We start from the raw sequence: 22,143 nt of genomic DNA on the forward strand, positions 1-22,143 counted from the left end.
GGGGCATTTCTGCGTATTGTGTATGAAATTTCATATACATTGAGCTGTTTCGAGGTTCGCGGACACGCATAGGGTTATAGAGTTTCGATGCAAAAGAAAATTGGCTATTTTCGTTGAAATAACGCTGCTGGAATTCGTTAGACTCCAGCCAACACAAGGGTAAACGGCTTCGCAGTTCAGGCCTTCGTGAACGTGCTCGCCTGAATACGACTTCAGGCGAGTGGAGAAGCAATCGTCTCTCAATCATTCATAATTGGCAGCTCAACGAAGAATCGTGTCCCTTCTCCGTATCGGCTGGCTACTTCTACTGTACCGCGATGAGCGTGCGCAAATTCACGTGCGATGGCAAGTCCCAGTCCCAGCCCTGAGCTCCCGCTCTTGCTTTTGTTATTTCTCTTCCCCCGGTAAAACCGGTCAAACACTCGGCCAAGCTCCTCTTCCTCCATCCCCATGCCGTCATCCTGAACAACAATATGGACCATCGTTTTGCTTTCATTGATGCCAATTATAATGCGCACGCTGCTGCGGGCATGCTCCAGCGCATTGCCTGTCAAATTAATGATCATTTGCCGGATACGGCTCTCATCCGCATAGATCATCAGCTCATGCGGCGATTTCATATCCGTCTTGATTGCTCTTTCCTCAGCTTCCAGCGCCAAAGTTTCAACAACCTGCGAAACAACCTCTGTCAGCGAAAACCAGCTTTTCGCAAGGGGCAAATTGCCTGACTCCGCTAACGCCAATACCTGCAAATCGCGCACCAGCTTTGTTAGTCTAAGCGTTTCATCATGCAGTCTGGCGGCCTTCTCAACCGGAAGCGGTACATTATCTGAAATTGCATGCTCCAGCTGCGATCTCATTACGGCAATTGGCGTTCGAAGCTCGTGGGCAATATCTGCAACCATCGTCCGCCGCACAGTTTCCAGCTTATTGATTCTCTCAAGCTGCTCTGCTGCACTTTGAAGTGCGACACGTACAGCACATTCCGAATGCGAAAGCTTACGTGATTCACTTTGCAAGATTTCTGCGACTAAAGCTTCTTTTATATCTTTATCAGTCATCTGTCTATATAATAAGCTCGCTGTTTCAAGCCTCGCCTTATCAAACGCAGCTTTGCTGCGCCTGATAACAATAAACCCGGCTACAATTACGCTAACAGCGCTTGATCCCGTAAATAATCCCGCTAATAAGCGTAAATATAACGACTGCTCCAAATAGACAGCAATATATCCTGTAATTTTTCCATCAGACAATACAGACATTTTGTCCAAGTGTCTTAACTGTTGTTCCAGCCCCTCTGCCGCTTCTATGTAAATACCGTTTTGAGTGGCAGCCACTGGCGTCTTTCCGTCCGGATCATAAAAAATAACAGAAATCCGTTGATTAGAGCCAAACATATACTGATCCTTTTGAAGTCGTTCCGACAGTCCCGTTAACTCCCCATTATTTTGTTCGGCATACAGCTTCGCATAGCCGTTCCAATATAATCTCGCAATCTCCAGCTCTCTGTCATGCAGGCTTTGAGCAGCAGCGGAGGCGACAAACCAGGCAAACACTGCTGCTGCAGCACTAATAACGGCTATTAGGCTATAGCCCTTTCGATAGCCCTTTTGCTTGGATATACCGTCCCTGTTTGAACGTTCCATCACTATTCCTCTTCCGCAAAGCGGTAGCCGACACCGTATATGGTCTCAATATAAGCCCGCTCCGATTCGTGATCTGCCAGCTTGCGCCTTAAATTACGTATATGCGAATCAAGCGTTCGCTCATAACCTATAAAGCCATCGCCCAATGCCTCGTCCATCAAATGCGTCCTTGTAAACACTCGGCCCGGGTACGAAGCAAGCTTCCACAGCAGCAGAAATTCTGTCCGAGTCAATTCCAGCCTCTGACCAGACAGCTCGGCTATAAATTTCATCTTATCGATTATTAATTCTCCACGGCGAATGACAGGCTCCTCTGAAAAAGCGTCCTGCCACTCCCCCGAGCCTCTCTGCAATTGAGCTAAGGCAGCCGGCTGCTTGGAGATTCTGCGCATAACAGCTTTAATCCGGGCGCTAAGCTCCCTTAGACCGAACGGCTTGGTCAAATAATCATCTGCACCGAGCTCCAGTGCAAGCACCTTGTCAAACTCATCTTCCTTGGCCGTTACCATAATAAAAGGAAGCTGCCACTTTCTTTCGTTAAGCTTGCAAATATCTATTCCGCTGACACCGCCAGGCAGCATCCAATCCACTAACAGAAGATCAGGACGAACTGCAGTGATCAGTTCCTCAGCTTTCTCAAAGGAATCCGTTCCGAACACCTCTATGCCTTCCTTGCCGAGAAACGAAGCGCATTCCTGTAAAAGCTGCAGCTCATCCTCAATCCATACAATCCTCATTTTTCAGCCCCCGCTTTCCTCTTGACCGTTGAATCTGTTCACTTCACATTATGATAGAAGTTCAGCAAATCACGCAAGCGGTTGGTTTTCTTTTGACATATGCCCAAACTAATCCTGATTCATTCTTAGCGCATCAGCCGCCTTCAGCTTAACTGCCGCTCTTGCAGGAGCAGTATTCAGAAGCAGCGACAGCAACGCAAGGCCGAATAATACAGGCAGGATAACTTCATACGGATAGCTGATGTGAAGCGGTTCTTCATAGCTTTTCAAGTCACCGAAAACCGATTGAATAATAATATGCGAGCCGCTGAAGCCTGACGCCCAGCCTATAGCAAGCCCGGTTAAGCTAATTACAAAGCCTTCTATTAAAAATGCCCAGTACACTTGCTTGCCCGGTACGCCTATACACCGCATCATAGCGATTTGCTTTATTCTTTCCTGAACAGCCCGGTATTGAATAACCGCCAAGCCCATTAGCCCGATAAGCGCCGAGAAAACGGTAAAGCCGGTAAAGCCTTCGCCAAACTGTTTGTTCATCAATTGCTCAGCACGATTATCCAAATAAGGCACCTTGAATGTTAAAATATTTTGCAGGGCAAATCTTTGCTCCAAAAGCTGTCCAGCTTTAATATCTTTATAGTCAAAATCAAATAAAACAAAGCCCAGATCAGGCTGATTTTGCCACTTAAAGCCGTATGGGCGAAGCTCCTCCGCCACGCTGGGATGCACAAAGGTTGCTGCGTATAAGTCGATCAAAATCCGCTTCGATTCATCATCTGTAAAGCCCGCAACAACAAAGGTGTGTTCTCCAACTGCCTGCCATTTTTCATCCAAACTCCTCAATTTATCTTCATAGATAGAAAGTGTAATCGTATCCCCTGCTTTTACGGGCATGAAGGCTGCATCAAAGATGCCGCCCTTTTCCATGTAATACGGCGGCAAAATAATATATTTCGGATCACGATTCACAGCTTCCCAAGCTTCCGCATCACTGCTAAATTCCGGAGAGCGCTCCAGCAGCTTGAAATCGCTTTGCCCGGCCAGCTCAGAGCTGACAGGAATAACTGATTGAGCGCTGCTTTGTTCTAAAAAATTAATCATAAAGGGCTCTATCGTAATACTTCCTTTTACATTTTCACCAATAATTGAATCGTTGGCTGCCGCAGCTATAATTTTATTGCGTTCGTCGTCTGTACGATAGGATGCATAACCGCCATATCCAAACACAGCCTGATTAGTACGGTCCACATCTGAAATAGCAACGACCAGCGAGGTTATGGTCACAGTAAAGGTCGCCGTCATCATCACAAGCGCAAACAACAATGCTGCTGTATAGTTTCTCCCGCTGTGCTGCCGGGGGTATTTCAATGCCAGCATAATCGACAGCTTCGGAATTTTCAAAATGCCGAACAGCTTCTCAAACAAGCCTCCCGCTTTGGAAAGCAGTGCCAATGCTGCATAAAGCACAGCAAAGCAGCTGCCGAGCCAGCTCAATATAATAAGCGGAAACTGATTCCCGTCCAATTCCGGCGTTTCGATAAAAGCATAATAGATATGCAAACCGACTGCTGATACACCTGCCGCCGCCGCAAGCACTGCCGTAATTTTTCTGCTTTTTTTACTTTGGGTAACGGTTGAGGGAGCTCCTTTCAACGCATCCGTAATACTCACCTTTCCCGCTTTTCTGGCGGCCATCAAAGATACAGCCAATAAAAACAGCAGCACAATAGCAAAAACCGTTAATGCACTTTGAATCGATAGATGCGGATACACCGAAATATTTTCACCGGACATTCGCGTAAGTTCCTCGGCATACGCACTATACACCCAGTCTACCAAGCCATAACCGCCCAATAGCCCAATTATGGTGCCAGCACCTGCACTCAGCAAGGAAAGCAAAACGGCTTCTATCATAAAAATGCTTGATATATTTCTTTGCGTCATACCGATCGCTCTTAAAATGCCATAAAGATTTCTGCGCGACTCTCCAATCATAATAAGCACTTGACGCATAAACAATAAGCTGGATACGACTGCAACCGAACTGATCAGCCCAATTAGAAGAGTAAAATTCATTTTTTTCACTTTTGTTAAGTAGTCATATTTCAGAAATTCCACCTGATAGCTTACATCTGAAAGGCTGAACATTCCATTGACAGATATGGACGGATTATGTGAGGTAGCAAAAATGGTGCGATACCCTTCTTCATCCATACCTGCCATTTCTCTTGCTGTCTTCTCAGATACAATTGCCGTACCTCGGAAATTGCCAGATTCCCGGTAGCCTGTCAAACCAGCCTGCTCGGTAACTTCGCGCACCCTTAGCAGCCGATCACTATTCTTACTCATTACATTAACCGTATCGCCTTGTTTTACCTGCAGTAAACTGGCTGTTTCATCGTTAAGAATCAACTCGTCATCGCCAAGGCCCTTTTCCCATAACTGAGCCCTTGCCGGATCGAACAGAGCAGCTTCCTTCATAGAAAAGCCTAACAGAAGCATGGAAGTGACTGCCCTTGGCTCTGTCTCATTGGCACGATTATTATTTGTGCTGCTGCCAAGCAAATCTGTTCCTGCTGTAATAGCAGCCTCACCGCCGACATAAGGCAATATTTCGTAGCGATCTATGGAATTACGTGTATATTTCCTTATTACATCTAATTGCTCACGCGTGAATAAGTCGGTGCCGCCTTCCGGCGTCAATTTCCAATTAATCGGTCCAAGCCGTGTATCGATCCAATTTTTCCCGCTTTGGTTTACTGAATCATAGTTAACTGCGCTTACCGCAATCAGTATCGCGCCAATCGCCCCTGCCGCGGCCGTCAAAAGCGTTTGCCTCCAATGCTTGCGCAAATTACTGAACGCCATTTTCCATACAATACTCGAGCCGATCATCGCACGCCGCCTCCATCATGCATAATTCTGCCGTTTTCCATACGAATGATTCGGCTTGTGCGGGCAGCAATCTTAGGATCATGAGTAACAATAACGATTGTCGTGCCATGATGGCGGTTCAGCATCTCGAGCATGCCGATAATTTGCTCTGCAGTATCTGTATCCAGCGCACCGGTCGGTTCATCCGCCCATATTATATCCGGCTTGGCGGCTATCGCCCTGGCAATGGCAACGCGCTGATTTTGCCCTCCCGACAGCTCATGCGAATAACGGTTCACTTTATCAGCCAGCCCCGTCTCCTTCAGCGCCTCGATTGCCCGTTTTTTGGCTCTCCGTGCCGGCTGACCCGCAGAAATGAGCGGCAATGCTACATTTTCCCATGCAGTAAGAACTGGAATCAGGTGATATGCTTGAAAAATAAAGCCCATTTTCTCGAGTCTAAGCCTAGCAATTTGCTTATCCTCCCATTGATGAAGCGGCGCTTCACCTATCCATACTTCACCGCTGCTGGGAGATTCTATGCCTGCAAGGATATGCAATAATGTCGTTTTACCGCAGCCGGAAGGCCCTGTTATTGAAACCATTTCCCCTTGGCTGATTTCAAACTGTACCTCGCGCAGCGCTTTGGCTGCAGCTTCTCCTTGCCCATACGTTTTCGACAAGTCCTTTACACGAATTAACATATGCCTTCCACCTCTTATTTCGCTTGATGCCTCTACTCTAGCAAAATGATTTGCACATTTAATGGAGCAATTATGCAGAACTTGTGCAGAACCTGTCTTTTTTAAAGTAAAGAAAAACCCGGCGTCTTAAAACACGCGGGTTTCTCTACAAGTTTCCCTTAGGCATCCCTAATATATGATACTTCTTCTTTAAAGCAGCGACTATACTTTTTTATATGTGAACCTTGCTCACTACCTTGTTCGTTGAAGCATCGTACGTCAATTCATACAACTGTTCTTCTACCGGGTTATAATACAAGCCCGTAATGGCGCTATGATCTGCCTGGTCCGCAAAGTGCTCGAAATAAACATCCTGCCATTTAATCTGATCCGTGCTTTGCGCCAGCGGAGCATGTGGAATAATCGACCCGCTGCGCACCAGTATAATAACCGGCACTTTGTCCGCTTCTATTACCTTCCATCCCGAACCGGCATAAGCAGTGCCCGTCTGATAGTCAATCCAGCCTCCAGGCGGTAAATACACCTTTCTTGATTTCCCGGCTTCAAACAACGGAGCAACTAGCAGCTGAGAGCCGAACATATATTGATCCTCGACATGCCAGCTGCCCTCATCCTCTGGAAACTCGAAAAACAAGGTTCGGATCATCGGATGCCCCTTTTGCGAGCTTAGCTGCGCCTGCGTATAAATATATGGCAACAGCCGGTAACGAAGCTCTGTCGCGCTGCGAAAAGCATCTGTGAAATCTGCGCCGTATTCCCAAGGCTCCTTGGGAGGGGAGCCGTGACAGCGGCTATGCGATACAAGCAAGCCGAATGGAAGCCACCGCTCATACAATTCCTGCGGGCTTCTGCGGGTAAATCCGCCTATATCATTACTCCAATAGCTAAAGCCGCACAAGCCGAGCGATAAGCCAGCGCGCAAGGAAGCAGCCATGGCGCCATCCGTAATTTCAGCATCGCCGCCCCAATGTATGGGATAGCGCTGACTGCCTGCCCATGCGCTTCTAGCCCAAATTATCGCGTCGCCCGTCGTTTGCATCGTTATATCCGCAACGGCCTGATTATAGCGGAGCGGATATAAATTATGCTCATAGTATCCGCTCTTGCCGGAAGCGTAAAGCCCCATTCTCGGAGCCGCTTCGCCAAAATCGACTTTGATGGCTGCTGCCCCAATCTTAAGCAGTGCCGCTATTTTTTCTTGATACCAGCGCACTGCTTCCGGATTGCTGAAATCGAGTATAGCGTCTTCCGTCAGCAATTTGCCATCAGCGCTTTTAACAGCAAGCCCTTTTTGCAAAATTTCCTCATAAAGCGGATTGGTTGGTGTAAAATATGGAATTTGCCATAATGAAATGCGAAAGCCATCCTCTAACAGATCGGCTGTCATTTGTTTTGCATCCGTAAATCTTTGATTTGAGAATTGGTAGTCGCAACGCCAGTCTTTTTCGAACCATCCGGTATCAAGATGAATAACGTCACAAGGAATTTGCAATTGCCGGTGTTTGGCAGCCGTTGACCGAACCTCCTCCTCTGACTTGTATGTAATTCTGCTCATCCACAAGCCGAATGACCACAGCGGAGGCACTGGGCTGCGACCGGTCAATGCTGTATACTCCGATAAAATTTGCTTGGGTGTTCCAAAAAAGAAAAACAAATCCAGATTCTCATCCCCGGTGTACAGCACATTAGCACTATCATAAGAATGCCCCATATCAAATGACATCGGTGCGGAAGAATGAATAAACATGCCATATCCGCGGCTGCTGATCATAAAAGGAATCGGCTTGTACATTTGCGCCGTTTGCGCGCCATGCGCATCCTTCACCCATAAGTCCAGCTTTTGTCCGCGCTTATTTAATCTTGTGAACGACTCGCCGCAGCCGAACAGTTTTTCTTGAGGCGACAGTGTAAAGCTTGCCGCCATCCTATCTGAATAATTTTCTGTAGAACGTACAAATGAGAACGGTACGGGCTCAGTATTAACCAGGCAGGAAGTGTCGGTAAAATGCTGCGTCCGCGTCAGCTCTTTGCCATCGGCATCTTTGAATATGAGCCGGAACGGCTGATAGCATAAAGTGACGGAACCTCCCTCAAACGTCCAGACGATCTGTTGCGGGTCTTCCGAATTTGACTGAATATGCTCCGCTTGTACAAAATCGGTACGCGGCAACGGATTGCTTACCAGCATAGGGCCTTTATTACAGCCAACAAAATTTTCTCTTTCGTTAGCTGTCATTTGAATACGCACGGTGCGCGGCGTAACAAATGATAACTTTATATTAGTTACTGGATTTTCAGCATATTCATTAGGAAAAATCCATGGGTCTGTCCTTTCAAATCTGTAATCGCCTTGATTAAAAGCAAAACGGGGCTTTTTGGCATATCGTTCCCATCGAATACAGCCTTCTCCGCGATTCTCATCGAATCGCTCGACATCCGCAGCTAGAAAAAAAGTGTTGTCAGGCTTAGCCCAGCATTCGGTAACGTCGGGCGCTTGATTTAATGTATTTACTCGGTTCCCACTCATCTTACGTTCACTTCTCCTTCATTGTATAAATGCGATTCACGATAAATTCCTGGAGTTACTCCTTCTAATTTTTTGAAGACCCGTATAAACACCACGGTACTGGAATAGCCTACGCCTTCAGCAATTTGCGCATTTGTATAAGAGGTTTCGACTAACAGGCGCTTGGCATGGTCAATTCGCAGCCGGGCAATGTAATCCGCAAAATTGCTGCCGCTGTATTTTTTAAAAAAAGATGACACATACTGCGGCGTTACTTGAAAATAATCGGCAATAAAAGGCAGTCCGAGTTCTGTGCTGGACAAATTATTACTGATCAGGCGGACCATCTCTTCAAACTTTTGCAAGCCGCGGTCAGTCGTTTCCGTTTGGAAGCTTGAAGCAAGCCGATTAAACAGCTTCAATGCAGCCTGGTGCATCTCGCCAGCTGTTTGCAGCTTTAAAAGCTGAACAGCCGGATCAAAATCAGTCTCATCCTCTTCGGCAAAATTGTTAATATTATTTTTAACCTTCAAATAGGTGCTCATAATATTAAAGAACAGCATTTTGCCACGTTCCGGCGAAATCGGATTAACGATAAAATTTTTTGTATAAATTTCGTCGAGCAGCTTAGCCGTATTTTCTTTATCGCCGCTCTTTACGAAATTGACAAGCCGAACCTCCATTTCCAGCGGGTAGTAATAATTCCCGGTAAACTTAGCCTCTTCCTTATAAAAAATAATACTGCTTTTCCCTTTTACAAGCGTATAATCAAGCGCATTTTCTGCTTCCATGAAGCAGTCCTCAATTCGTTCGATGCCCGTATAGCTATTGCTCACCGCTATCGTCACACTCATTTTAAAGCGTTCTGCAATAAGCTGCTTTAAAGAGCCCACAATCGTTTTCAATTCCTCATGCTCGTCCAGCCTCTGCCGCTCGTCTAGATTACTGCCCTGATCGCTGCTCTCTTCCCGATGTGCGCGAAAATTAACAAGAATAGCCAGCCGGTCACGGTCAATTTCGGCTGCAAAGCCACGGTGCCGTTCATTGATCAGCTCTTCACTTATATTCGTTATTATAAATTGAGAAAATGCCCATTGATGCTCATTTTGACCATGTGAAAATTGCGCAATATCTTCAGTATATACATAAATAACAGCAAATCGCTGCGACACAAATTCTACGCCGGCAAACTGCAGCGCCTTCAGTTTTTCCTCCCGTTCCCCTTCCATATATCCGCGAAACAACCGGGACAGTAAATTTGCCCGAATAACAGGCAGCTGCCGGTCCAGCATACTTTTAAGCTCCTGCTCTTTATACATAGATCCCTCAAGCGCTTTGCGGATATAATCAAACTCATTATCAAACGGCGAGCGCTCCTGCTTGCTGCTTTGCTTAATAATTAAAGCAAGCCTGCGAAGCGGATTGTATCCTCGGTAAGTGGCCGAGACCACAGCCGTAACCCCGATAATGAGACTGACTGCTAAAATAATGATCGCCCATGTTTTGATTTGGTTGACCCATTGTAAAAATGTATCCTGTGGCATAACAGAAACATACGTCAGTCCATATTTTTCTGAACTCGTATAAGACACCATAGAAATGGTGCCATCAATATAGTTTTCGAATAGTCCTTGCTTTTGGTCGAGCTTCCTGAGGAGCTTTCCAAGCAGCTCCTCAGGAAGCTCATCGCCTGTTCCGACAATGATCTTATGGTTTCGGTCCAATATATAAATTGAGCTTGCATTGACTGCTTCAATCTGCCTGAACATTTCTTTTATTTGCATTTGATCGAGCATAATGATGAAGGTGCCCTTCACATCTACCGTTTCGAGAAGAGGCAAAGACTGCACGTAAGCCAGCCCATTGCCGGGCAACGGAATAAAGGCTTTGTTGCCGCGGCTGTTCAGCAGCGCGATCCACTCCTCATATTGAAGACCTGCGTTCTCCAGATAGGCTTCATAAAAAATAGATGGAGATGACATTACGCCAGGGCTCAATATCGTATCGCTGTTAGGCAAATAAATATAAAACATATTGACAAAACTGCCCGTCATTTTACGATAATGTTCCAAATAATTGCGTACAAAGTCGATAAAATCGCTCTTTTCGTTCTCATTCATCGACTTGATATTCAGCAAATAATTAAGCTTGGGGTTAAGTGTCACCTGTTCCGCCAATAAATTCATGCCGTTCATATTGCTTTCCATAGACAAGCGCAATTGCTCCAGCATGGCAGAATTGTATCTTTCGGTATTGCTTTTGACGGAAGACTCCACCTTAATATAAAGCAAAAATCCGAGCATGATCGGAACAAGCAATATCAATAGGTTTGACAGCATTAAAGATAACCAGGCGCTTCTGCGCAATTTTGAACGGTGCCCATTCATCTGCTTTGTCTGTTTCATCATCGCGCTTCCCCCCAGCCGGCCACTAGGCTTCTATTCTTTTAATGCTCCAATCATTACGCCTTTTACAAAATACTTTTGCAAAAACGGATACAAGCATAAAATAGGCAGTGTAGAAATTATAATAGTAGCATATTTAATCGTTTCGCCGATAGGCTCCTTATCAGCCGCTCCCGCCCCAGTCATCATACTGTCCGTGCTGTTAGTGACGAGTATTTCCCGCAGCACGAGCTGCAACGGGTACAGCTCTCTGCTGCGCAAGTAAATAAGCGCGCTGAAATAAGAATTCCAGTGACCTACTGCATACCATAAAATCATAACAGAAATGACCGGCATAGATAACGGTATGATAATGCGGAACAAAATCGTCCATTCGTTGGCTCCATCGATTTTCGCTGATTCCTCCAGACTGACCGGCACATTTTGAAACGCGGTTCTCATAATGATCAGATTGAATGTATTAATCGCCGAAGGGATAAGCAGCGCCCATGCCGTATTCAGCATGCCAAGCTTGTTGACTAGCAGAAAGGTCGGGATCAGGCCCCCGTTGAAAACCATCGTGATGACGATAAAAAACATCATATAGTTTTTAAAATAAAAGCCCTTTCTGGACAGCACATATGCCCCGAGCGCCGTGAAAAACAAGTTGATCGCCGTACCCGCTCCAACGTACAGCAGCGTATTTTGATAGCCGCTTTTGATCATTGGATTATTAAACACCATTTTATAGGATTCCCACTGCAGGCTTTGCGGCCAGAACAGCAGGCCGCGGTGCTGGGAAACGGCAGTCGGATCACTCAAGGATGCGAATAGAACATATAGAAACGGATAGAGCGTAATAAAGCATAACAATAGCATAAATAAAATGTTGCCGGCATCAAACAGCTTCTCTCCAAAAGTATCCTGTTTTCTCACTTGCACTCTCCCCTTACCAAAGCTTGTTGTCGCTAATCCGCTTGCTGAAGCTGTTTGCACCCACTATAAGCAGAAAGCTGATTACTGCATTGAACAGCCCGACAGCCGCCGTATATCCGTAATTGCTTTCCAGAATACCTTTGCGGTAAACATAAGTTGAAATTACATCGGCCGTTTCATAGGTTTGCGGATTATACATCAACAACACTTTTTCACTGCCTACTGTCAGCATGGAGCCCATATTGAGAATAAACAAAATGGCGATTGTCGGCATAATGCCTGGCAGCGTAATATGAACGACCTGCTTGAAACGGCCTGCCCCATCCATTTTTGACGCTTCATAAAGAGAAGGATCTATCGTTGACATAGCAGCCAAATAAATAATCGTTCCCCAGCCTACTCCTTGCCATATGCCTGAAGATACAAATAAAGTTCTAAACCAGCCGGGCTCCCTCATGAACGCAACAGACTCTACTCCGAAAAAAACCAAAAGCTGATTGACTATACCGTCTCTTGCAAAAAAGTCAACCATCATACCAACAACAACTACGATCGAAATAAAGTGAGGCAAGTAAGATATCGTTTGTACGAAACGCTTAAACAACTGATGCCTAAGCTCGTTGAGCAGCAGCGCCAATATGATCGGAGCAGGGAACCCAAAAACCAACTCATAAATATTAATCAGCACCGTATTGCGAATCAGCCGCCAAAAATAATATCCGTTGAAAAAATCGCTGAAATGCTGGAATCCGAGCCACGGGCTGCCTGTTATGCCTTGTGCGGGACTGAAATCTTTGAATGCAATTTGCAAACCGTACATCGGTCCATAGTGAAATATCGCATAGTAGGCAATGACGGGTATGGCCATCAGGTACAGCATTTTATTTTTAGAAATATCAGTTATAATGACGTGAAAGCGCAGCTTCCTTTTTTTCATACCGATTCATTCCTTTCGGACAGCTACCGCTTGTTGTAACGGTCAAGCGCCGCCTGCTGAATTTTTGTCGCCTCTGCGATGCCCATGCTTTCCAAAGTATTGACAAACTTATCAAACTGATCAAGCGACTCCGAGCCTATAATAAACTTGACATACATTTCACCTTTGTATGTGTTGATATCCGTCATAATCGACGAATATTTACTGCTTTCTTCACGAGATGGCGTTATAAGCGGCAGTTGCTTTTCTCCTGTAGGCTCTGCCCATACTTTTTTTGCATTTTCCATGGCCGACGTATCAATTCCTTGTTTGGAATTACGCACATCGCTTACAAATGGCCCATTCCAATTGGAGCGGTTATGCTTGGCTTGCGATTGCTGCAACGGCAATCCGCTAGGGTCCTTCAACACCTCTGGCAAATACTTCGGGAAACCGTTCTCCATCGTGTAGCTAACGCCTTCCTTACCGAAATTAAATAGCAGATTCCCTTCCTCGCCATATGCGAAGTCCAGCCATTTAATCGTTTCCTCAATATTTTTATTGGAGCTGCTTATTGCTGCGCCGAGACCTGTTACAGCATAATCACGCTGTCCGAATAGCGGCTTGTCACCTTTATTGATTACAGGATAACCGATACCTTCCAATTGAAAGCCAGGCTGTTTTTCTGACATCAAATTCATATATTTTCCAAGACCGCCAACAACAAACAATGGAGCTGCGCCGATTTGATTGCCAGTCATTTTAGCATCGAATATTTTGCCGTCTGTTACTGCAAAATCCTTATCCAGCAAGCCGTCTGCATAAAGCTTGTTCATATAAGCAAGAAACTCTTTATATTCCGGTTGTGCGGGACCGTATTTGACAACTCCGTTTTCTTGATAGAAACCGTTCGATATTCCCCAAGCGCCGATGAACATATTGGATAGCGTGACATTGTCCTCGCTAATGTAAAGCGGTATTTCATCCGCCTTGCCATTTTGGTTCGGATCTCCGTCTTTAAATGCCTTCAATACGTTATACCAATCATCCAGCGTTTCCGGTTTATCAAGCTTCAAGTAGTCCAGCCAGTCTTGCCTGATTACAGGTCCATAAAAAATTCGGTGCTCATCGACGCTGCGGATAAACGGAAAAGCAATAATATTGCCGTCATCGGTTGTAATTTGCTTTTTCCAATCCGGATGATCATCCAATATTTTTTTCAAGTTTGGAGCATGCTCTTCGATAAGATTTTTCAAATCAATAATTTTTCCGTCCTTCAACGCCTTTTCAGGCCCTCCCGGATACAAATTCCAGGAATACTCGATAACATCCGGCAACTTGTCAGCAGAGACCATCAAGCTGAACTGCTCCGCTTCCTGCCCTTGGGGCGGATGCTGAAAATCGACAGCTACACCTGTAATGCGCTGCAATTCTTTATACGTTTCAATTTCGTTATAGCTTTTCATCGTAGCTGCTGCTTGTCCGCTCATCGGCGCCCAATAAGTAAGCGAGGAGAGCTTCTTCGGCTGTTCTTCTTTATTATTGCTGTCCGGGCCGCCCGTTTCGCTTTCCCCCCCTCCGCAGGCACTTAGCATCAGCATTACTGTCAGCATCATTGCAACTGTTTTGAAAAGCGTAGGTTGTAACCAATTTTTTGTCATTTTACAACTCCCCTTCAAATTTTCGTCTTTGATTAAGCCCCTTCAAGGCAGCCTAATTACGTAATCAATATAAAGCGAAAACGCTGTCATGCGATAGATACATTTTTTAAACTGGCAGTGTATATTTATAAAGTTTCCTTTATTTACGGGCTTTTTCGGCATTTATGACTGAAAATCCTATCGTTTTTTTCAAATTACAAAAAGACCGCCTATAAGCGGTCTCATATTGGAAATACTATGAAAGTGAAATAATTATAGCTTGATTCCAGTCTTGCGCCTAGCTCTTCTCACTCGTGCTACTTGCGCACAATTGCGATCGCCAATCCGTCATAGCCCGGCAAAATAGTGCTTTCCAGCCTTGGATCATTTGCAATCGTTTCATTAAAGGCTCGGACTGCCTGCACAGATGGTCCCTGCTTCGCTTCATCGAGCGTTCTGCCTCTTAAAAAAATATTGTCGCCGACTATAATGGCGCCAGGCTCCGCAAGCTTAATAGCGTAATCCAAATAAACCGGATAGCCTTCCTTGTCCGCATCGATAAAAAAGAAGTCAAAGGTTCTGCCCTGCTCCTCCAGCTTCGCAAAGCTGTCTCTGGCATCCCCCAGCATATACTCTACATGCTCGCCTAGCCCAGCCAGCTCCATATGCTGCTTCGCTACTTCGGCATATTGCTCCAGCAGCTCAAGCGATACAAGCGAGCCGCTGCCTGACAAGCCCCGTGCCAGGCATATTCCGCTGTATCCGCCAAGCGCGCCAACCTCAAGCAATTTGGAAGCTCCGCTCATTTTAACGAGCATCGTCAGCAGCCGACCATAGCCATCCGCTACAGAAATGCTGGGCATGCCCTTGGCTTCAATATTTTGCTTTACTATTTGCAGCAAAGGGTCTATTTTATATAAGTCATCAACATATTTTTCGTTTTGTAACATTTTACCATCTCCATTATTTCGCTATTTGTGCATTTCACGCCATTAAACTATACTTAATTGTATGTTTTTATATAGGAAGTGACAAGCACAGCTATTAGACTAACTTAAACTTATAGACTATTTAAAAAGAAAGAGTGTGTACGATGAATCAATTGCAGTTAATTGCCACTGCCCCTATGGGACTTGAAGCCGTTGTGGCAAGAGAATTAAAAGAGCTTGGCTACGCAGAGCAGCGTGTAGAAAACGGCAGAGTGCACTTCACAGGCGGGCTAATCGATATTGCCCGGGCTAATTTGTGGCTGCGCAGTGCGGGAAGAGTGCTTATTAATATGGGCAGCTTTCCTGCAACTACGTTTGAAGAGCTGTTTGAGGCTGTAAAAGCGATGGATTGGCCGGCCTGGATTCCAGAGGATGGTGAATTTCCCGTCAATGGCCGCTCTCATAAATCTCAGCTTTCCAGCGTACCGGCATGCCAAAGCATCGTCAAAAAAGCGATTGTAGAGAAGCTGAAGGAGCACTATCATACGGAATGGTTTCCGGAAGATGGAGCTCGTTACGTCATTGAAGTAACATTATTGCATGATGAAGCGTTAATAACTATTGATACGTCCGGTTTTGGGCTTCATAAGCGCGGCTACCGCAAATTTTCTACTGAAGCTCCGCTGCGCGAGACGCTAGCTGCCTCACTCATACAGCTAAGCCGCTGGCGCCCTGAGCGTCCCTTGTACGATCCGTTCTGCGGGTCTGGCACTATTCTGATTGAGGCTGCCATGATTGGCTGGAACATCGCACCGGGATTGCGCCGTTCGTTTGATTGCGAGAACTGGCCGCAGATGTCTGACAAGCTGTGGGATGAAGCTAGAGAGGAAGCATTTGATTCCGTCAAAGATGATATTCCACTGCAAATTGCAGGCTCGGATATTGACCCTGGAGCCATTGAAATTGCTGAAGCGGCTGTGCGCAAAGCCGGCTTTGGCAAAGATATCAAGCTGCAGGTTGCGTCAGTATCCAAAGCCAAACTGCAAGGAGAGTATGGCGTTGTCATTACTAATCCGCCATACGGCGAGAGACTCGGCGATGATATCGAAGCCGAGCGCGCACTGCGTGATTTTGGACGTACGGCGCTTTATTATCCGACCTGGTCCTATTTTGCCATTAGCCCGTCTAAAACGATCGAAACGTATTTCGGCAAAAATGCGGATAAAAAACGCAAGCTGTACAACGGACGCATTCAATGCGATTTCTATCAATTTTTCGGGCCATTGCCGCCCAGAGCTTAATTCAGCAGTATTATAAATTCTGTCGTTTTTTAAGGAGGCACTCCTAATTATGCAAGTGGGTAAATTTTTGCGTACTGCAGCAAGCTGGTCACTTAGCTGGCTTGATCGGCTGTTCGCAGTAGATGTTGTTTTATTTGCAGTCGCATTACTTTTAAAGCTTTATTATTTCAACCATTTATTATCCGTCAAATATATGGGTATGACATCGACGATGGCTACCATTGAACTGGGCGCCATCCTGCTGCTTGGCTTCTGGACATTGCTGCTGCCGACAAGGGGAAGACTGCTGGCTCTTATTATTTTGAACTTTGCTGTATCCTTCCTCTTGTTCGCGGACGTTGTCTATTACCGTTATTTCCAGGATTTAATTACGGTGCCTGTGCTGCTTCAGGCTGGTCAGGTTGAATCGTTGGGCGGAAGCATCAGCACGCTTATACATGTGCCTGATTTCTTGCTTTTTTTCGATTTCGTCATCCTTATTCCGTTTGCTGTTTATATGCTCTGGAAGGGGCGCAAAGATTTGCGCGCAGCCAAGGAGACGCGCAAGCCTGCTCCTTTATGGCGTACGATGGCCATCCGGGTCGTATTGGGCGCATGCGTACTTGCTGTCGGCTCTCAGCTGTACTTTCCTAATGTCAATGCCGCTAAGGAATCCTCGAAAAGCTTGTTCGCCGGCAACTGGTGGAACCTTTCCATCTACAATGCGGTAGGTGGACTAGGCTTTCACAGCTATGACCTGTCTCGCTATGCCAAGCTGAACTGGTTCAAATCGGAAACCGTGTCCGCTCAGCAGCAATCGGAGACGCAGCTATGGCTGCAGCAGCGCGGACAGGAGCGCAAGGATCTGGAGAAGGATCCAACCTTCGGCGCTTATAAAGGAAAAAATGTGCTTATGGTGCAGGTAGAGGCGCTCCAGGACTTTATGTTCAATACATCCATTGGCGGCAAAGAAATTACGCCAAATTTGAACAAACTAATAAAAGAAAGTGCCTATTACTCTAATTTCTATCATCAAACTTCTAACGGCAGAACCTCTGATGCTGATTTTGCCGCCAATTGCTCGATGCAGCCGATTATGAATGGCTCTGTATTCATTCAGTACTCAGGCCATACCTTTGATTGCATGCCTAATATTTTAAAGGATCATAATTACTCAGCCAGTGTTTTTCATGCCTATCAGGGCGGCTTCTGGAATCGCAATGCTATGTACAAGAGCATGAACTATGATATGTTCTATAACCTGAAGCATTTCGTAACCGACGAGTCGGTCGGCTGGGCTGTCGGAGATAAATCCTTCTTCCGTCAATCGATGGACGTTCTTTCCGATCAGAAAAAGCCTTTCTATGGATTTTTAATTACGTTGACGAGCCATCATCCTTATTCTATGCCTGCCGCAGAGAAAAAGCTTGACGTAGGAGAGCTGACCGATACGATTCTAGGCAACTACTTGCAGTCGGTGCACTATTTGGATGCTGCGGTCGGTGAGCTGGTTGATCGTCTTAAAGAGGAGAATCTTTGGGATGATACTATACTCATTTTATACGGAGATCATGATAATTCTATTAAGGATTGGGAGCTTTATGCCAAATTGTTCGACAAGCCGCTTACAGAATTTGAGCAAAAACGCTTTAACAAGCAGGTCCCTCTCCTTATTCATCTGCCTGATGGCGCTTATGCAGGAGAATACAAGATGGCAGGCGGCCAAACTGATCTAACGCCAACAATTTTACATTTGCTTGGCATATCAACAGCTGATTATTACATGCTTGGCATGCCGCTATTGCTAAAAGACCCTCTTTCAGATCATATCGTCGTGCAGCGCTATGGCACTTGGTCAAACGAAGAGCTTTATTATATCCCGACAAGCAACACCAGCGGCACTTGCTACTCCCTTGAAACCGGTGAGCCTGTAGACGGCGCCAAGTGCGCTGCCGCTACAGAAAAGGCTAATGAAGAGCTGATGATGTCTGACAATGCCGTCATTCATAATTTAATTAAAAACTTTAGGAAAAATGGCGCGCTGGAAGTAAAAGGTTAAGCAAGAATAAATGGCTTCGCTAAAAAAAGCTATCTGCGCAGCAGTTCAACATTGAACGCTGCCAGATAGCTTTTTTGAATAGTTTCAAGTTAGAGGCGAAGCATATTTATTTGTGATTCGCCTCTAGCCAGGCCAGTATGTCATCTATCGTTGCTACCGGCACAATATTGAGCTTCGGAGCCGCTTTGCGAGCAGCCGCCTCCCCTTCAACAGGCACAAAAAACACCTCTGCGCCGGTACGGCTTACTGCGTATGCCTTCTGAGGAATGCCGCCTACCATACCGACACTGCCGTCAAGCTCTATCGTGCCTGTACCCGCCACTTGAATCTGATGCAGGACGCCGCCTGGCGTCAGCTGATCAATAAGAGCAAGCGTCAGCATCGCGCCATGCGACGGCCCGCCCAGATGCGCCAAGTATTGATTGTATGCAATCGGAACTGGTGCATCAAGCTTAACCTCGGTTTGAATCGTAACTCCAACGACCGCTCTGCTCTGGTCATCCGGCGAACCGGCCGCGATTAGCTTAATTGCAACGGCTTCTCCGGCTGTACTGCGCCGAACTTCAATTTGGATCGTATCCCCCGGCTTAACATTTTCTTCCATATACTGCTGCATAGCTTCGCTAGTAAGCACTGCATGATCGTTAATAGCAACAATAATATCTCCTGCTTGCAGCTTACCGTCTGCCGGACTCTCCTTTAATATGCCTACCACTCGCACACCGTCCGCTATTACCCCTGCGCCTTTTCCGGTTTTTTGCAGCGCTATTGCAGCGGCCAGCTGATTGGCATCGCGCTTCATAGCGATGACCTGTGCAAATTGCTCGCTGAGTGGCGGCTCGTTATCCGGTATTTTGTTTATTTCATATTGCGGAAACAAGCGCGCAAACAGCCAATCGGCCAGCACAGCAGGCCGGTCAAAGACGAGCACGCCATCCACGGCACCGGTCGCTCTTCCGCCTTCAATAGCTGCATAACGGTTCATATCCAGCGTCATGCCGGGATAGGTGACTTCATATCGAGTCGGCACGATAATAAAGGACAGCAACAGCGCAACGGCAGCCAGCTTGCCTATGCTTGTCCACAGCTGCCTTGCTGTGCCTGCGCTTCCAATTACAATGTCCGATATTACAAGCAGCACTAATGGAATTGCTGCAATTATAAGCCAATTATACGGCTTGCTTGGGAGTGCAAGCAGAATAATAACTGCAACGCTCAGCGTCATAATCAAGTATCGTACTAATATAAGTATGTATATTAGAGTATGGGATGCAGCTGCTGTGCCCTTGGCAGCTCCCAGGCTGCGCAGCTGTCTTAGGCCCTGCCATGCACATGCCAGCCAAAGCAGCGGAATAAGCAGCAAGCCGTAATACAGCCAGTCAATGATTTCTATCCAGTGCATGCCGTTGCCCAGTACAAGCGGAGCAGGAAGCCAGATTAATTCTGAGAGCAGTATGGCCAGTATTGCTGCTATAAAGCCAAGCCAATACAATAAATACCGATTTTTATATGCGGTCGCATGCTTCTCGTTCAGTTGTATTCATTCCTTTCGGCAACTTGTACCTAAAATAGCCCAACAGCTTCCGAGCGTTGTTGGGCCAATTGTGTATATAATAGTTATGATTTCACATAAACGAGTGCCTTTTCAATGGCATCATCCTCGGAAGTTCCCTTAATATATCGTCCGTTAACAAATACGAACGCTGTTCGCTTGCAAGGTCCGCAATACGATTTGCAGCCGATTCTAACTTCTGTATCAGGCACCAGCTTTTGCAGTTTGGCAACAGTAGACTTCATACGCATATGCTGGCATTTGTCGCATACTCTTATATCGTTTTTAGACATACTTCATCACCTTTTTCGCTCTTTACACTAATCCATAATTTAATGGTCGCCATGATTTCCTTTAGATGGATTCGAGATAGCAAAGCCTTCCTCCGGCACATAAAAATAATCAATTCGAACGCCGTCCAGCAGCTCGTTATCCTTTTCCAAAATAACATCGATCTCTTTGTCAGTCGATACAACTACATCTTTGTCCGTAGGCTCATCGACGCCCATTCCATAATGAGCATGATCACCATGAGAATGAGTCACATATACTCTAAGAAGCTTTCCGGCATTTTCAGGCTTATCGAGCTCAAGCTTTAGCATTTTAGCAGCATTGCGTGTAATTTTGCATTTCATGATTAGTCCAGCTCCTCAAGTACATTGAATGTAATTACTTTATATTATACTTCCTGCCCATCCTGCTAGCAAACCACCCCGCCACAATCATCGTTACGGCAATATCATCAATCGGTATAAACGGCATAAAGTCCGGAGAAATCCAGTACACGAGCACTGGCACAATAAACAATAGCTTGTCCAAAAAAGAAACTTCCTTACTTTTCAGCAAACGAAAAATAAGGAGAAAGGTCTGTTTCCAGTGACGCAATGAAAGCAGCTTGCGCATATCGTCTCCGTCCTTTAATCAATGTAAGTATTATTATCATTTAATTAAAGGAAGTATAACATACATCTATCTTTTAATTCCAACCTTTAACTGGCTGAATCGCAAAAACAGCAATCCTTTTACAGCTGAATCAGTTCCAGCAGCAGCGGCTTAAGCTCGCTATAAATATCCTCAAATTGATCAAGAGGAAGGGGGGTTTGCCCAAAGCCCGCCTCGACGGTAAAGCCGGGCCTGCTGTATTTTTTTATAAACCAATCCTTATAACCTGCATCGCTGCCGCTTAACTTAATTGGGGCATACCCGCTAGCCTCGCCTAGCCGCTGTGCCATTGCTTCCGATTGAGGCGGCTCAAAGCCGCGGTAATTCCAATAAATTTCTCTGCCTTGGGTATGAAGAGCCGCAACGGAATAAAAAGGTATACGGTCTGTCAGCAGCGCGATCGCGGCAGCTTCCGGCTCGCTAAGCGGGTACGGGCCAGGATAATCTTGAGGCGAGGGCTGTGTTACCCCTCTGCGCTCGCATTCCTCCTGCCAAAATGCGGGAAACTGATCGTTCAGATCCACGCCGCGAATATTAGCCTTCCACCCTGCAAAATTTTGCGAGCCCTCATTCCATTGCAGCAGCTCATTATAGAGCGGATGCTGCGGATTAACGCCGCACTGCGCCAGCTCGGCGCCATCCGGATTGACCATCGGCACTGCCCATATTGTAACTTCATTGCATAAATTCTCTATTTGCCGCTCTTCCATTGAACCGGCGCCAGCATAGGCGGCGCACAGCTCGTTCATAAATCGCATCAGCAAAGCAGATGTTATCCATTCATTGCCGTGAAAAGCGCCATTAATATGAATAAGCTTGGATCCATTGCCACAGCGCAGAGCGATCAGCGGCTTTCCCATCACACTATGCCCAATAACATGAACAGCTGTAAATGGATACACTTGAGCTAATTGGCTGCACTGAGCGGCTACGTCGTCATTCAAATACAGCACATTTTCCTTCCATTCAGACATTCGCAAATTCTCCTCTCTCTTACGCTCCTACCATCGTATGAGAAGAACAGCCTGTCTTAGAATC

At 46.0% G+C, this 22,143-nt stretch carries 17 protein-coding genes; 2 read left to right on the plus strand and 15 right to left on the minus strand.

From position 1 onward, the window contains the following. Nucleotides 1–239: 239 nt before the first annotated feature. The 10 genes from V1L65_RS22965 to V1L65_RS23010 all read right to left on the minus strand — a co-directional run bounded on the left by V1L65_RS22965 (nt 240) and on the right by V1L65_RS23010 (nt 15,293). Nucleotides 240–1,646 (minus strand): sensor histidine kinase, encoded by a 1,407-nt coding sequence (locus V1L65_RS22965; RefSeq protein ID WP_331701601.1) that lies wholly within the window; start codon nt 1,644–1,646, stop codon nt 240–242. Nucleotides 1,647–1,648: 2 nt separating this feature from the next. Then, nucleotides 1,649–2,383, minus strand: coding sequence for a response regulator transcription factor (locus tag V1L65_RS22970; protein WP_331701602.1), 735 nt, complete (start codon nt 2,381–2,383; stop codon nt 1,649–1,651). Between the two features lie 108 nt (nt 2,384–2,491). Beyond that, nucleotides 2,492–5,278: an ABC transporter permease gene (locus V1L65_RS22975; protein ID WP_331701604.1), complete on the minus strand. Its 2,787-nt coding sequence runs from the start codon at nt 5,276–5,278 to the stop codon at nt 2,492–2,494. Beyond that, nucleotides 5,275–5,961, minus strand: coding sequence for an ABC transporter ATP-binding protein (locus V1L65_RS22980; protein WP_331701605.1), 687 nt, complete (start codon nt 5,959–5,961; stop codon nt 5,275–5,277). Before V1L65_RS22980 ends, V1L65_RS22975 begins: the two co-directional genes overlap by 4 nt. 211 nt (nt 5,962–6,172) lie before the next feature. Then, entirely contained in the window at nt 6,173–8,488 is a 2,316-nt protein-coding gene (locus V1L65_RS22985) for a glycoside hydrolase family 31 protein (protein ID WP_331701606.1), read from the minus strand. Then, nucleotides 8,485–10,875, minus strand: a complete 2,391-nt coding sequence (locus V1L65_RS22990) for a helix-turn-helix domain-containing protein (RefSeq protein WP_331701607.1) — start codon at nt 10,873–10,875, stop codon at nt 8,485–8,487. Before V1L65_RS22990 ends, V1L65_RS22985 begins: the two co-directional genes overlap by 4 nt. A gap of 30 nt (nt 10,876–10,905) precedes the next feature. Beyond that, entirely contained in the window at nt 10,906–11,730 is an 825-nt protein-coding gene (locus tag V1L65_RS22995; protein WP_331701659.1) for a carbohydrate ABC transporter permease, read from the minus strand. 70 nt (nt 11,731–11,800) lie between these two features. Beyond that, nucleotides 11,801–12,724 carry an ABC transporter permease gene (locus V1L65_RS23000; protein ID WP_331701608.1) on the minus strand — a complete coding sequence of 308 codons (924 nt, stop codon included), beginning with the start codon at nt 12,722–12,724 and terminating at the stop codon, nt 11,801–11,803. A 23-nt stretch (nt 12,725–12,747) separates the two neighbouring features. Beyond that, nucleotides 12,748–14,364 carry an extracellular solute-binding protein gene (locus tag V1L65_RS23005; protein ID WP_331701610.1) on the minus strand — a complete coding sequence of 539 codons (1,617 nt, stop codon included), beginning with the start codon at nt 14,362–14,364 and terminating at the stop codon, nt 12,748–12,750. 296 nt (nt 14,365–14,660) lie between these two features. Further along, the gene (locus V1L65_RS23010) at nt 14,661–15,293 is read right to left on the minus strand and encodes an O-methyltransferase (RefSeq protein WP_331701611.1); all 633 of its coding nucleotides are present in this window, start codon (nt 15,291–15,293) and stop codon (nt 14,661–14,663) included. Between the two features lie 143 nt (nt 15,294–15,436). Here V1L65_RS23010 and V1L65_RS23015 point away from each other — a divergent pair, with 143 nt between their 5' ends. Continuing rightward, nucleotides 15,437–16,573, plus strand: a complete 1,137-nt coding sequence (locus tag V1L65_RS23015; protein WP_331701612.1) for a THUMP domain-containing class I SAM-dependent RNA methyltransferase — start codon at nt 15,437–15,439, stop codon at nt 16,571–16,573. A 49-nt stretch (nt 16,574–16,622) separates the two neighbouring features. Further along, nucleotides 16,623–18,611, plus strand: coding sequence for an LTA synthase family protein (locus tag V1L65_RS23020; protein ID WP_331701613.1), 1,989 nt, complete (start codon nt 16,623–16,625; stop codon nt 18,609–18,611). Nucleotides 18,612–18,717: 106 nt separating this feature from the next. On the opposite strand, the gene V1L65_RS23025 is transcribed toward V1L65_RS23020, so the two are convergent. The 5 genes from V1L65_RS23025 to V1L65_RS23045 form a co-directional block, all read right to left on the minus strand. After that, nucleotides 18,718–20,103, minus strand: coding sequence for a PDZ domain-containing protein (locus tag V1L65_RS23025; RefSeq protein ID WP_331701614.1), 1,386 nt, complete (start codon nt 20,101–20,103; stop codon nt 18,718–18,720). A gap of 125 nt (nt 20,104–20,228) precedes the next feature. Continuing rightward, nucleotides 20,229–20,456 carry a DUF1450 domain-containing protein gene (locus tag V1L65_RS23030; protein ID WP_331701615.1) on the minus strand — a complete coding sequence of 76 codons (228 nt, stop codon included), beginning with the start codon at nt 20,454–20,456 and terminating at the stop codon, nt 20,229–20,231. A gap of 39 nt (nt 20,457–20,495) precedes the next feature. After that, nucleotides 20,496–20,798: an iron-sulfur cluster assembly accessory protein gene (locus V1L65_RS23035; RefSeq protein WP_331701616.1), complete on the minus strand. Its 303-nt coding sequence runs from the start codon at nt 20,796–20,798 to the stop codon at nt 20,496–20,498. A gap of 34 nt (nt 20,799–20,832) precedes the next feature. After that, nucleotides 20,833–21,066, minus strand: a complete 234-nt coding sequence (locus tag V1L65_RS23040) for a hypothetical protein (RefSeq protein ID WP_331701617.1) — start codon at nt 21,064–21,066, stop codon at nt 20,833–20,835. Nucleotides 21,067–21,185: 119 nt separating this feature from the next. After that, on the minus strand, nt 21,186–22,079 hold the full coding sequence (locus V1L65_RS23045) for a M14 family metallopeptidase (protein ID WP_331701618.1): 894 nt from the start codon (nt 22,077–22,079) through the stop codon (nt 21,186–21,188). Nucleotides 22,080–22,143: the final 64 nt, after the last annotated feature.

It is taken from the genome of Paenibacillus sp. IITD108 (assembly GCF_036541265.1).
GTDB lineage: Bacteria > Bacillota > Bacilli > Paenibacillales > Paenibacillaceae > Pristimantibacillus.